Below are 13,013 nucleotides of genomic sequence, written 5' to 3' on the forward strand. Positions count from 1 at the left end.
CGGCCGTGGGTCATGCGCACGTATGCCGGTCACTCCAGCGCCGCTGCGTCGAACGCGCTCTACCGCCGCAACCTCGACAAGGGGCAGACCGGGCTCTCGGTCGCCTTCGACCTGCCGACGCAGACCGGCTACGACCCGGACCACGTGCTCGCCCGCGGGGAGGTCGGCAAGGTCGGGGTGCCGATCTCGCACATCGGCGACATGCGGGCCCTCTTCGAGCAGATCCCGCTGGGCCGGATGAACACCTCGATGACGATCAACGCGACGGCGATGTGGCTGCTCGCGATGTACCAGGTGGCGGCCGAGGAGCAGGCCGACGCGGCCGGGGAGGACCCGGCCACCGTCGTCAGGGCGCTCGGGGGCACGACGCAGAACGACATCATCAAGGAGTACCTGTCCCGCGGGACGTACGTCTTCGGCCCGGCGCCGTCGCTCCGGCTGATCACCGACCTGGTCAGCTACACGGTCGCCGAGATCCCGAAGTGGAACCCGATCAACATCTGCAGCTACCACCTGCAGGAGGCGGGCGCGACGCCCGTGCAGGAGATCGCCTATGCGATGTCGACGGCGATCGCCGTCCTCGACGCGGTCCGCGACGCAGGGCAGGTGCCGCAGGAGCGCTTCGGCGAGGTCGTCGCCCGCATCTCGTTCTTCGTCAACGCGGGCGTGCGGTTCGTCGAGGAGATGTGCAAGATGCGCGCCTTCGTCCAGCTGTGGGACGAGCTCACCCGGGAGCGCTACGGCGTCACCGACGAGAAGCAGCGCCGCTTCCGCTACGGCGTGCAGGTCAACTCGCTCGGGCTCACCGAGGCCCAGCCCGAGAACAACGTGCAGCGCATTGTGCTCGAGATGCTCGCCGTCACGCTCTCCAAGGGGGCACGCGCTCGCGCGGTGCAGCTGCCGGCGTGGAACGAGGCCCTCGGCCTGCCGCGTCCGTGGGACCAGCAGTGGTCGCTGCGCATGCAGCAGGTGCTCGCCTTCGAGTCCGACCTGCTCGAGTACGACGACCTCTTCGAGGGCTCGGCCGTCGTCGAGGCCAAGGTCGCCGAGCTCGTCGCCGGGGCCCGCGCCGAGATCGCGCGCGTCCAGGACCTCGGTGGCGCCGTCGCCGCCGTCGAGAGCGGCTACATGAAGTCGGCCCTGGTCGCCTCGCACGCGCTGCGCCGCCAGCGGATCGAGACCGGTGAGGACGTCATCGTGGGCGTCAACCGCTTCGAGACCACCGAGCCGAACCCGCTCACGGCCGACCTCGACACGGCCATCCAGACCGTCGACCCCGGAGTGGAGGCCGCGGCCGCGGCTGCCGTGCGCGCCTGGCGCGAGGCGAGGGACGCCGAGCCGGTCCGCCGCGACCGGGCGGCGGCTGCGCTCGACCGGCTGCGCTCGGCCGCGCAAACCGACGAGAACCTCATGCAGGCCTCGCTCGAGTGCGCCCGCGCCGAGGTGACGACGGGGGAGTGGGCCCAGGCCCTGCGCGACGTCTTCGGTGAGTTCCGGGCGCCGACCGGCGTCACCGGCTCGGTGGGGCTCACCGGCGGCGCCGCGGGAACCGAGCTGTCCGCCGTGCGCGAGCGCGTCAGCGGCCTGCGTGAGGAGCTGGGCGAGACGCTGCGCCTCCTCGTCGGCAAGCCCGGCCTCGACGGTCACTCCAACGGCGCCGAGCAGATCGCCGTGCGGGCGCGCGACGCCGGCTTCGAGGTCATCTACCAGGGCATCCGGCTCACGCCGGCCCAGATCGTCGCCGCAGCGGTCTCCGAGGACGTCCACCTCGTCGGGATCTCGATCCTGTCCGGGTCACACATGGAGCTCGTCCCCGAGGTGCTCGACGGTCTGCGCGAGGCCGGCGCCGGGGACATCCCGGTCATCGTCGGAGGGATCATCCCCGAGTCGGACGCCGCGCGGCTCAAGGTCCTCGGCGTGGCCGAGGTGTTCACTCCCAAGGACTTCGGCCTCAACGACATCATGTCGAGGTTCGTCGACGTCATCCGGGAGTCGCGGCTGGGCGCCCCTGCCTAGCCTCGGTGGGTCAGAAGTGGGTGACGCAGTGGGGCGAGGGTGACCCGTCGGCGAGGTCGGCGAAGCGGGCCAGCGCCTCGTCGCTGCCCCTGACCCGCCCGGCGCGTGCCAGCGGGTCCACCGCGACGTCGCCGAGGTAGAGGGCACCCAGCGTCTCGACGTCGAGGGTCACGTCGGGAGCGTCCCGCGACGGGGTGACGGCCGCTCGGCCGCCGGAGGCGTCGATGCGAACCGCTCCCTCGGCATGACCCAGGGGGTCGGCCATTGACAGGACGAGCGAGCCGTCGGCGAACCACGGCCTCGCCTCGAGGCAGCGGCGCACGTCGAGGATGCGCACCCACAGGTGGTCGGGCACGGAGGTCACCCGGCGCACCCGGTGGTCGACGAGCGCGTGGGCGAGCGGGTCGACGGCGGGGGCAGGCGCAGTGACGACCGGGGCCAGGTCGATGTCGGCGAGGAACTGCCACAGGTCGAGGTATGCCGTCGCGTTGGCCGTCACGAGGTCGTGCACCTTGACCTCGCCTGCGTCGTCCTCCTCCTTGACGGTGTACGCGACGTAGCCGTCCGGCTCCCCGTCGGGATCGACGCGGATGCCGAGGCGGAGCTTGCGGTCCTCGCTCTGCTCGTCCCAGTCGTAGCCCGAGAGCCACTCCTCGTAGTACGCCGGCCGGCCCAGTGCCCCACGCGTCACCTCGTGGTGGCGCGCGGTCGCCGCCGCCAGTGCCGGCCACGATTCGCCGGGGTCGGCCATGAGCACGCGCCCACCGTCGCGCGGACGGTCGCGGAGCCGGAAGCGCGAGGAGGTGTCGACGCGGACCCGGGCCTCTCGGGTCGCCGGGCCGAAGCCGAACCGCTGGTAGATCCCACCCTCGGACGCGGTGAGCACCGCCACGGGGACGTCCGCGGCGACGGCGGCCTCGAGGTTCTCGGTCATGAGGCGACGCATGAGGCCGCGGCGGCGGTGGGTCGGTGCCACCGTGACGTCGGTGATCATCCAGGCGGGGACCATCGAGGCGCCGGCGTTGAGGTCCTTGACGAAGTGGGCGAACGTCGCGACCGGGACGTCGGCGGGCAGCCCCGCGGCGGGGGAGTCCCAGACCCCGCGGTTGACCGCCCCGTCGGCGCGGGCGACGAGGAGCCACTTCTCGCGGAAGCCGTCGGTCGGGCGTCCTTGTAGGAAGCCGCGCAGGATCGCATCGAGCCACCCGCGGACGCGCGGGTCGTCAGCGGCGTCCTCTGCGTGCAGGTCGAGCGTCTCGAAGTCGAGGTCGTCGGTCACGCCGTCCAGCCAACCAGCCGCGGCGCCGCGGTGTCGACCGAATTGGGTGGGCGGACGGCATACGGGCGTGGTGTCGGTCGAGCATGGGAAGGTGAGGCGATGAGCGACCTGCAGTGTCCCGCGACGATCCTCGTGGCCCGCCACGGTGATGCTGACTACCCGCACGCGCGGGTGCTGTCCGACGACGGTGGGTGGCTGACCGAGACCGGAGTGGAGCAGGTGCGGGCGCTCGCCGCCTCACTCGCGGACCGCAAGGTGGCCGCCGTCTACTCCAGCCACCTGCGTCGGGCGAGCGAGTCGGCGGCAGCGGCCGCGGAGGCTCTCGGCGTCGGCTGGCGGGTCGTCGACGGACTGGAGGAACTCTCGGTCGGACTTCTCGCCGGACGGGAGCACGACGACCCGGAGCTGCTCGGCGTCTACGAGGCGTGGAGGGCCGGTCACCTCGGCACCTCCGTGCCGGGCGGTGAGAGCGGGGAGGAGCTGCTGCGGCGCTACCGCGGGGCGCTGGAGGAGATCGCCGACCTGCACCGGGGCGAGACGGTGCTCGTGTTCTCGCACGGCGCCGTCATGTCGTTCTGCCTGCCGCGCATGGGGCGCAACGTCCGCGACGACCTCGCGGCACAGATGTTCCTGCCCAACTGCGCGGTGGCAGAGGTGAGCATCGACGCCGACGACGTCGCGATCCTGTCGTGGCCGGGGAGCGCCGACCGCTCGGTGGTGTGAGCAGGTCCCGGGTCAGAAAAGACGGTGCTCGCTGTTGTCGATGCCCTTGAGGGTGTCGTAGTCGAGGACGACGCAGCGGATGCCGCGGTCCTCGGCCAGGGTGCGCGCCTGCGGCTTGATCTGCTGGGCGGCGAAGACACCGGTGACCGGCGCGAGGTGGGGGTCGCGGTTCATCAGCTCGAGGTAGCGGGTGAGCTGCTCGACGCCGTCGATGTCGCCGCGCCGCTTGATCTCGACCGCGACGCTCGCCCCCCGGGCGTCCTTGCAAAGGATGTCCACCGGCCCGATGGGCGTCATGTACTCGCGCCGGGTCAGCGTGAAGCCGTCGCCCAGCGTCGTGATGTGCTCGGCGAGCAGCCGTTGGAGGTGGGCCTCGACGCCGTCCTTGACGAGGCCGGGGTCGACCCCGAGGGCGTGGCTGGTGTCGCTGAGCACCTCGTGCAGGCGCACCCGCAGGCGGTCCTCGGACTTGGCGTGCTGGACCACCCACACCGCGGTCACCCCCTCGGCCACCTCCGCCTCGTCGGGCTCGACCTCCGCCATGGCGCACGGCGGCGACATCCAGTTCAGCGGCTTGTAGGAGCCACCGTCCGAGTGGATGAGCACCGAGCCGTCGGCCTTGACCATGAGCAGCCGGGTCGCCAGCGGGAGATGGGCGCTGAGGCGTCCGTCGTAGTCGACGCTGCAGGTCCCGATCACCACTCGCACCGGGTCACCCTAGTCGTCCCTCGGGGAGCGGACCGAGCCCCCCCGGGCTCCAGCGGGTACTAACGAGCACGCGCGGGTGGGAATGCGATCGCACGCTCCCTCCTTGCACAGTGGTGATGCGGGCTCATTGGTGCGCGCCGCAACCGTGAACGAATCCGACGTCCCAGGAGCCAGCAGTGCCAGCGCGCCCCGTCCCCTCATCTCCCCAGGTCCTCGCCGAGCCGATCGGCGGCGGAGGTGTCCTCACCGAGCCACGGCCCACGCCGGCCGCGGTGACGCGGCCCACGCCGGTCCCCGTCGGACGTGCCTACCTGCGGATGGTCCTCGTCCTCGGTGCCCTGGTGGCCCTCGGCCCCCTGACCATCGACACCTACCTGCCCGCGCTGCCCACCCTCGCGGACGAGCTCGGGGCCACCGAGCCCCAGGTGCAGTTCACGCTGACCGGCATCATGCTCGGCCTGGGTCTCGGGCAGCTCGTGCTCGGGCCGGTGTCGGACGCCGTCGGGCGTCGGCGGGTCATGCTCAGCGGGATCGCCGCCCACGCGTCGATGTCCGTCCTCGCCGCGTTCGCGCCCTCCATCGAGGTGCTCACCGCGGTTCGCGTCGGTCAGGGCATCTCCGGCGCAGCCGTCGCCGTCACGGCGATGGCCGTCGTGCGCGACCTGTTCACCGGGCGTCGGGCGGCCGGGCTGCTCAGCCACCTCACCCTCGTCATCGGGGTGGCCCCGATCCTCGCCCCGTCGCTCGGCAGCCTCCTGCTCCAGCTCACCGGCTGGCGTGGGATCTTCGTCGCCCTCGCGCTGGTCGCCGCCGTGCTCTTCGTCGTCGCGCTGCGCGGGATGGACGAGACCCTCCCGGTCGCGCGCCGACGCCCCGCGCGGATCGGTGCGACCCTGCGCACGTATGCCGGCCTGCTGCGCGACCAGACGTTCGTCGGCCTCGTGCTGCTCGCCGGCCTGATGTTCAGTGCCCTCTTCGCCTACGTGGCCGGATCGTCGTTCGTGCTGCAGGAGTACTACGGCCTCGACGAGCAGCAGTTCGGGATCCTCTTCGGCGTCAACGCCGCGGGACTGATCGTCGCGACCCAGGTCAACCCGTTCCTGCTGCGCCGGTGGGAGCCCCAGCACATCCTCACCGCCGGGGTCGGGCTGGGGATGGTCGCGACGACGGCCCTGCTCGTCGCCGCCCTGACCGAGGCGCCACTGGTGCTGGTCCTCGTGCCGCTGTGGTTCGTCATGTTCGCCGTGGGTCTGTCCTTCCCGAACACCCCCGCCCTCGCCCTCTCGCGACACGGGGAGGCCGCCGGCTCCGCCGCGGCGCTGCTCGGCGCGGTGCAGTTCGGTCTGGCGAGCGTCATCACCCCGCTGACCGGCCTGGTCAGCACGGGCAGTGCCGTCGGCATGGCCGTGGTGATGACCGGTGCGGTGTGGCTGGGAGCCGTCGTCCTGCTGGTGCTCGTGCGGCCCTCCCGCATCACCGCCGAGCAGGGCGAGGTCACCGGCCTGGCGTCCGCCGGGGCGCACTGACGCCCGGTCACCCTCGCGGGGTGGGCAGGCTCACGTCGGGAGGGTGACGACACGGGAACCCCACTCTGGGAGACTCGCCACCATGTCACGCGAGTTCACCACAGTAGGCGTCATCGGCTTGGGCACCATGGGTGCCGGCATCGTGGAGGTGTTCGCGCGCAACGGAATCGACGTCGTCGCGGTCGACGTGACGGACGAGGCGGTCGAGCGCGGGCGCTCCTTCCTCACGAAGTCGACGGGTCGCGCCCTCGAGCGCGGGAAGATGGACCAGCAGGCCTACGACGCCCTGCACGGGCACGTCACCTACGCCTCCGCACTGGAGTCGCTCGCCGACTGCCAGCTCGTCGTCGAGGCCGTGCCCGAGCACCTGGACCTCAAGAAGGAGATCTTCGCCAAGCTCGACGCGATCGTCTCCGCCGAGGCCGTCCTCGCGACCAACACCTCGTCCCTCCCCGTGACCGAGATCGCGGCCTCGACGAGCAGCCCGAAGCGCGTCGTGGGGATGCACTTCTTCAACCCGGCGCCAGTCCAGCAGTTCGTCGAGGTCATCCGCACGGTGATCACCGCCGACGACGTCTTCGAGGACGTCAAGGCGCTCGCCGAGCGGATCGGCAAGAAGCCGGTGATCGTCGGCGACAAGGCAGGCTTCATCGCCAACGCCCTGCTCTTCGGCTACCTCAACCACGCGGTGTCGATGTTCGAGAGCCGCTACGCCACCCGCGAGGACATCGACGCGGCCATGAAGCTCGGCTGTGGCTATCCCATGGGCCCCCTGGCGCTGCTCGACCTCATCGGTCTCGACACGGCATACGAGATCCTCGACACGATGTACAAGCAGGGCCGCGACCGGCTCCACGCGCCGAGCCCGATCATCAAGCAGATGGTCTCGGCCGGTCTCAAGGGTCGCAAGACCGGACGCGGTTTCTACACGTATGCCGCGGCCGGCTCGCCCGAGGTGGTCACCGACGCGCAGACGCCCGGCGAGGGCGTCGCCCCCGGTGTGAGCGTGCGCGAGGTGAGCTCGGTCGGTGTCGTCGGCTCGGGCACCATGGCGACCGGGATCGTCGAGGTCTTCGCCAAGGCCGGCAAGGAGGTCACCTTCGTGGCCCGCACCGAGGAGCGCCTGGCCGAGGTGCGTACGGCCATCGAGAGGTCGCAGGCGCGAGCCGTCGAGAAGGGTCGCACGACCCGGGAGGAGGCCGACGCACTCCTGGCGCGCCTGCGCCCGAGCACCTCCCGCGCCGACCTCGCCGAGGTGGACCTCGTCGTCGAGGCGATCGCCGAGGACCTCGACCTCAAGCAGCAGCTGTTCGAGGACCTCGACCGCATCTGCAAGCCCGGGGCGATCCTCGCGACGACCACGTCGTCGCTGCCGATCATCGACTGCGCCAAGGTCACCTCACGTCCGCAGGACGTCGTGGGCATGCACTTCTTCAACCCCGCGCAGGTGATGAGGCTCGTCGAGGTCGTCCACACCGTCTCGACCGCCGACGACGTCGTCGCCACCGTGCAGGAGCTCTGTCGCGAGATCGGCAAGCACCCGGTGACGTGTGGCGACCGGTCGGGGTTCATCGTCAACGCGCTCCTCTTCCCCTACCTCAACGACGCCGTCAAGATGCTGTCGGCCAACTACGCCACCGCCGACGACATCGACACGGCGATGAAGACCGGCTGCGGCCTGCCGATGGGACCGTTCGAGCTGCTCGACGTGGTCGGACTCGACGTGTCGCTGGCCATCGAGCGTGAGCTCTACATCGAGTTCCGGGAGCCCGGCTACGCGCCGGCGCCGCTGCTCGAGCACCTCGTGACGGCCGGCTACCTCGGTCGCAAGTCCGGGCGCGGGTTCCGCACCTACGCCTGACCCCCTGCCGTTCCGTCCCACGGCGCCGCGCGTGCGGTGACCGCGGGTCAGGGGTCGAGATCGGGTGACACGCGCGGCAGCCCGCGGCATCCTGCGCGTGTCACCCGATCTCGTCCGAGCCTGTGGATGACGCCGGGGCCCGCCCTCGCGGATCGGCCACAGTGCTGTCACGGCCGCCGACGCGTACCCCGCGACGCCCGTCCTCTCGCTGCTCGACGCGAGGTCGATGGGCCTGAGCGACGCCCAGTGGCGGGCGGCCGGGCTGCGCCGGGTCACCCGGGGGGTCAGGGCGACCGTCGAGCTCGACGCGCTGGCCGACCGGTGCCGCGCCTTCGCGCTGGTCCTTCCGGACGACATCGTCTTCAGCCACGTCACGGCGGCCCGGCTCTGGGGCCTGCCCCTGCCGCGGTGGGCCGAGGAGGGCCCCGACCTGGACGTCATGCGAGAGAGTGTGCGGCCGTCCATCGAACGGCGGGGATGCCGGGGCCACCGCGGCCCCGAGGTCCGTGTCGTCCGGGAGCTCGGTGGGCTCGCCGTCACCTCGCCGGCCGACACGTGGGTCGACCTGGCGGAGCTGCGCCGCCCGCGTGCCCTCACGCGTCGACGACCTCGTCGTAGTCGCCGACGCCGTCCTCATGCGCTGGGCCACCGACCTCGAGGTGGCGCCCGGCGAGGAGGAGTGGCAGGAGACCGACGGCGGCACCCGCTCCCGGCCGGACCGCCGAGCCCGGCTGGTCGCCGCGCTCGCTGCCCGAACCCGGCCACGCGGAGGAGTCCGGCTGAGGCAGTCCCTGGAGATGGCACGGGTGGGCTCCCGCTCCCCGATGGAGACGAGGTCGCGGCTCCTCGTCGTGCGCGCCGGCCTCCCCGAACCCGAGCTCAATGTCGCCATCCACGGCCCCTCCGGATGGCTGCTCGAGGGCGACCTCGTCTGGCGTCGCGAGCGGGTCATCGCCGAGTACCAGGGCGGCCACCACGGGGGCCGGCGACGACGCAGCCTCGACGAGGCCAGACGCGCGCTCGCCGAGGACGAGGCATGGACGGTCGTGGAGATCTACGCCGAGGACCACCACCGTCCGCCGCGCCGCCGGGCCCTGCTCCGTCGGCTCGCCGGCCACCTGGGGGTCGGCACGGCCGGGCTCGACCTGCGCTGACCGACGAGATCGGGCGACACGCGGGTGGTGGTGCGCGATCCCGCACGTGTCGCCCGACCTCGACGTCGCCACCCCGGCTGCAGCCGTCCGGGTGGCCGGGGTGGGTAGCCTCCGAGCGTGAGCTCCTCCGCGCTGCCCGACCGTGCCCGCGTCGTCATCCTCGGCGGTGGCGTCATCGGCGCCTCGATCGCCTACCACCTCGCCCACGCCGGGGTGACCGACGTCGTCCTCGTCGAACGGGACCGGCTCACGAGCGGCACGACCTGGCACGCCGCCGGGCTGATGACCTGCTTCGGCACGACGAGCGAGACGTTGACCGGGATCCGCCTGTACTCCCGGGACCTCTTCGCCCGGCTCGAGGCCGAGACGGGGCTGTCCACCGGCTTCCGGCCCGTGGGCGTCATCGAGGCGGTGGGGGACCGCGACCGGCTCGAGGAGTACCGCCGGGTCGCGACCTACCAGCGCCGCCTCGGCCTCGAGGTCCACGAGATCGGCCCGGCCGAGATGAAGGACCTCTTCCCGCTCGCCGACATGGACGGCCTGGTCGCCGGCTTCCACGTCCCCGGCGACGGCCGGGTCAACCCCGTCGACCTCACGATGTCGCTCGTCCGCGGCGCGAGGGCGCTCGGCGTCACGGTCGTCGAGGGGGTGAGCGCCGGCGACGTGACCACCCGCACCGACGGCGCCCTGCCCCGCGTCACGGGCGTGCGCACCAGCGCCGGCGACATCGAGTGCGAGACGGTCGTCAACTGCACCGGCATGTGGGCCCGCCAGCTCGGGGAGCAACACGGCGTCGTCATCCCCAACCAGGCCGCGGAGCACTACTACCTCATCACCGACACGATCCCCGGCCTCGACCCCGACGGTCCGATCTTCGAGGACCCGGCCCGCTACGGCTACTACCGAGAGGAGGGCGGCGGCATGATGGTCGGGCTCTTCGAGCCGGTGGCGGCACCCTGGCACCTCGACCGCATCCCCGAGGACTTCTCGTTCGGCACGCTGCCCCCGGACTGGGACCGCGTCTCGCCGGCCCTCGAGACGGCCATGTCGCGCGTCCCCGTGACCTTCGACGTCGGCGTGCGGACGTTCTTCTGCGGGCCGGAGTCGTTCACGCCCGACCGCCTCCCCGCCGTCGGCGAGGCGCCGGGGCTGCAGGGCTACTTCGTCGCCGCCGGGCTCAACTCGGTCGGCATCCTCAGCAGCGGCGGGCTGGGCCGCGTGATGGCCCACTGGATCACGACCGGTCGGCCCGACGTCGACGTCACCGCGATCGACGTCGCCCGGTTCAAGCCCCACCAGCTCCACCGCGACTACCGGCGCGACCGGGTCATGGAGGTCCTCGGCAGGACGTACGCCGCCCACACGCCGGGGGTCGAGCTCACCACCGGTCGCGGCACCTTCGTCTCGCCAGTCCACGACGAGATGGTCGCCGCGGGCGCCCGGCTCAAGGACGTCTCCGGCTGGGAGAGCGCCGACTGGTATGCCGGTGACGGACAAGTCCCGAGGCTCACCCCCTCGTGGAGCCGCCAGCCGTGGTTCGACTGCTGGGAGGCCGAGCACCGCGCCGTTCGGGAGGCGGTCGGGCTGATCGACATGTCGTTCATGGCGACCTTCGCGGTGACCGGGGCCGACGCCGGCGCCGTCCTCGAGCGGGTCAGTGCCGGTCACGTCGACGGTGACGTCGACCGCATCACCTACACCCAGTGGCTGGGGCCCGACGGCGGCATCGAGGCCGACCTCACGGTGACCAAGCGCGACGAGAACGACTTCCTCGTCGTCGCCTCGGACACCGCGCACGGTCACACCCTCGCCTGGCTCAGGCGCCAGGTCGGCGACGCGGACGTGGCCATCGACGACGTCACCGAGGCGACGGGGCAGCTCAACGTCCAGGGCCCGCGCTCGCGCGAGCTGCTGGCCGAGCTCACCGACAGCGACCTCTCGAACGAGGCGTTCCCGTTCCGGACCGCCCGGCGCGTCACCCTCGCGGGGGTCGACGTCCTGCTCGTGCGGATCACCTACGTCGGCGAGCTCGGCTACGAGCTCTACGTCGCCCGAGAGGACGCGGGCGCGGTCTGGCTGGCACTGCGCGAGCGCGGCACGGCATACGGGCTGGTTCCGGTGGGGCTCAGGGCGCTGGGGTCGCTGCGGCTCGAGAAGGCCTACCGCGACTTCGGTCACGACATCGACAACACCGACACCGTCGGCAGCGCCGGGCTCGGTTTCGCCGTGGACCCGGGGCACGACTTCATCGGCCGCGACGCGGTCCTCGCCGAGCGTGTGGCTCCCCGGCACGACCGGCTCGTGCAGGTCCTCCTCTCCGACCCCGGGCCGCTGCTCTTCGGGGCCGAGGTCGTGCTGCGCGACGGCGTCCCCGTCGGTGATGTGCGGTCCGCCTCCTACGGCTGGACGCTGGGCGCGGCGGTGGGCATCGCGTCCGTCGCCGCCGACGGCCCGGTGACCCCCGCGTGGCTCGACGAGGGCACGTGGACGGTGGACGTCGCCGGCGTCCGGGTGCCGGCCCGCGTCTCCCTCCGTCCCCTGTACGACCCGACGAGCGCCCGGGTGAGGACCTGACGGACCGGCCGCGGAGCTGTGTCCCAGGTCTCATCGAACGGTCCACGAGAGGGGACCAACGTCCCTGACGCGGAGGTGCTGGACCGGGCGAAACTGGTTGTGCCAGAACGGCACAGACACCAGAAACGGGCCCGAGCCCAGAACAGGAAAGAACCGCCATGCGACGACGTACCTTGGATGCACTGCTCACGACGGGCGGCCTCATCGTCGCCGTCGTCCTCCTCGTCGCGGGCGGCCTGCTCACCTGGGCCAGCAACTTCGTGGACGACAACGTCCGGACCCAGCTCTCCGCTCAGCAGATCTTCTTCCCCGAGGCCGGCAGCGAGCAGCTGAACGACCCGGCCGTCAAGCCCCACCTCGAGAAGTACGCGGGCCAGCAGCTCCTCACCGGCGACCAGGCCAGGGCCTACGCGGACCACTACATCAAGGTCCACCTCGACGCGTCGACGGGTGGCAAGTCCTACTCGGAGCTGAGCAACATCTCGCGCGCCAACCCCACCGACGAGAAGGCTGCCGGCCTCGTCCAGCTCGCCTTCCGCGGCGAGACCCTGCGCGGCCTGCTCCTCAACGCCTATGCCTTCGGGACGATGGGCAAGATCGCGGGCTTCGCCGCCTGGGCCGCCCTCGCCGGCTCACTCGGGATGCTGGTCCTCAGCCTCCTCGGCTTCATGCACCTCCGCCGGGTCCCCGTCGAGGAGGAGGTCGGCGTCCCTGCCACCACCAAGGTCGCGGCCACGCCGGTCACCGCCTGACCGCACCGCCCAGACCGAGACGGTCCCGCAGCACCGACGCTGCGGGCCGTCTCGCACGTGCCGCCCGGTCCGCGTCGGGATCGGCGGCCCCGACGCGGGAGACTGGTCGCATGTCCCCCCGTGCCAACCGCCGTCGCCGAGACGAGGTGCCCCTCGCGTTCGGCCGCCTCGGCGGCGGCACGACGACGGAGACGTATGCCGGCCAGCGCTGGGCGGTACGTCGCCTCACCGGGGCGTCCTCGGACCGCACCTACCTGTGCCCGGGCTGCGAGCAGGGGATCCCGCCCGGGACGCCCCATCTGGTGGCCTGGCCCGAGGAGGGCGTCGGCGGCGTGGGGGACCGGCGGCACTGGCACACATCCTGCTGGTCGGCGCGGGAGCGACGACACCCTCCGGGCGCCATCCGCTGACGGGCCCCCC

The 13,013-nt window shown here is 72.2% G+C and carries 10 protein-coding genes; 8 read left to right on the forward strand and 2 right to left on the reverse strand.

The features are described from left to right. Window positions 1–12 precede the first annotated feature (12 nt). The gene (locus ACOJV9_RS02300) at window positions 13–2,016 is read left to right on the forward strand and encodes a protein meaA (protein ID WP_420183762.1); all 2,004 of its coding nucleotides are present in this window, start codon (window positions 13–15) and stop codon (window positions 2,014–2,016) included. A 10-nt stretch (window positions 2,017–2,026) separates the two neighbouring features. Here the strand turns inward: ACOJV9_RS02300 and ACOJV9_RS02305 are convergent, their stop codons facing one another. Next, on the reverse strand, window positions 2,027–3,295 hold the full coding sequence (locus ACOJV9_RS02305) for a GNAT family N-acetyltransferase (RefSeq protein WP_420183551.1): 1,269 nt from the start codon (window positions 3,293–3,295) through the stop codon (window positions 2,027–2,029). A 99-nt stretch (window positions 3,296–3,394) separates the two neighbouring features. On the opposite strand from ACOJV9_RS02305, the gene ACOJV9_RS02310 reads away from it, so the two are divergent. Continuing rightward, on the forward strand, window positions 3,395–4,018 hold the full coding sequence (locus ACOJV9_RS02310) for a histidine phosphatase family protein (RefSeq protein ID WP_420183552.1): 624 nt from the start codon (window positions 3,395–3,397) through the stop codon (window positions 4,016–4,018). A 12-nt stretch (window positions 4,019–4,030) separates the two neighbouring features. Here the strand turns inward: ACOJV9_RS02310 and nucS are convergent, their stop codons facing one another. Beyond that, window positions 4,031–4,726 (reverse strand): endonuclease NucS, encoded by a 696-nt coding sequence (gene nucS, locus ACOJV9_RS02315; protein WP_420183553.1) that lies wholly within the window; start codon window positions 4,724–4,726, stop codon window positions 4,031–4,033. Between the two features lie 176 nt (window positions 4,727–4,902). On the opposite strand from nucS, the gene ACOJV9_RS02320 reads away from it, so the two are divergent. The 6 genes from ACOJV9_RS02320 (at window position 4,903) to ACOJV9_RS02345 (ending at window position 13,003) form a co-directional block, all read left to right on the forward strand. Continuing rightward, the gene (locus ACOJV9_RS02320) at window positions 4,903–6,252 is read left to right on the forward strand and encodes a multidrug effflux MFS transporter (protein WP_420183554.1); all 1,350 of its coding nucleotides are present in this window, start codon (window positions 4,903–4,905) and stop codon (window positions 6,250–6,252) included. Between the two features lie 82 nt (window positions 6,253–6,334). Beyond that, window positions 6,335–8,113, forward strand: a complete 1,779-nt coding sequence (locus ACOJV9_RS02325) for a 3-hydroxyacyl-CoA dehydrogenase family protein (protein WP_420183555.1) — start codon at window positions 6,335–6,337, stop codon at window positions 8,111–8,113. Window positions 8,114–8,700: 587 nt separating this feature from the next. After that, window positions 8,701–9,267, forward strand: a complete 567-nt coding sequence (locus ACOJV9_RS02330; RefSeq protein ID WP_420183556.1) for a hypothetical protein — start codon at window positions 8,701–8,703, stop codon at window positions 9,265–9,267. 117 nt (window positions 9,268–9,384) lie between these two features. Then, a complete protein-coding gene (locus ACOJV9_RS02335) occupies window positions 9,385–11,841 on the forward strand; it encodes a GcvT family protein (RefSeq protein ID WP_420183557.1) in 2,457 nt (818 codons plus the stop codon). Between the two features lie 158 nt (window positions 11,842–11,999). Next, window positions 12,000–12,593, forward strand: coding sequence for a hypothetical protein (locus tag ACOJV9_RS02340; protein ID WP_420183558.1), 594 nt, complete (start codon window positions 12,000–12,002; stop codon window positions 12,591–12,593). A 110-nt stretch (window positions 12,594–12,703) separates the two neighbouring features. Continuing rightward, window positions 12,704–13,003: a hypothetical protein gene (locus ACOJV9_RS02345; RefSeq protein WP_420183559.1), complete on the forward strand. Its 300-nt coding sequence runs from the start codon at window positions 12,704–12,706 to the stop codon at window positions 13,001–13,003. Window positions 13,004–13,013 lie beyond the last annotated feature (10 nt).

This window comes from Knoellia terrae, assembly GCF_048606435.1.
Lineage (GTDB): Bacteria > Actinomycetota > Actinomycetes > Actinomycetales > Dermatophilaceae > Knoellia > Knoellia terrae.

What these genes read in the sequence shown, in the direction of transcription:
- ACOJV9_RS02325 (WP_420183555.1), top strand. Translation starts at nt 6,335, where the DNA reads ATGTCACGCGAGTTCACCACAGTAGGCGTCATCGGCTTGGGCACCATG.
- ACOJV9_RS02340 (WP_420183558.1), top strand. Translation starts at nt 12,000, where the DNA reads ATGCGACGACGTACCTTGGATGCACTGCTCACGACGGGCGGCCTCATC.
- ACOJV9_RS02300 (WP_420183762.1), top strand. Translation starts at nt 13, where the DNA reads ATGCGCACGTATGCCGGTCACTCCAGCGCCGCTGCGTCGAACGCGCTC.
- ACOJV9_RS02310 (WP_420183552.1), top strand. Translation starts at nt 3,395, where the DNA reads ATGAGCGACCTGCAGTGTCCCGCGACGATCCTCGTGGCCCGCCACGGT.
- ACOJV9_RS02345 (WP_420183559.1), top strand. Translation starts at nt 12,704, where the DNA reads ATGTCCCCCCGTGCCAACCGCCGTCGCCGAGACGAGGTGCCCCTCGCG.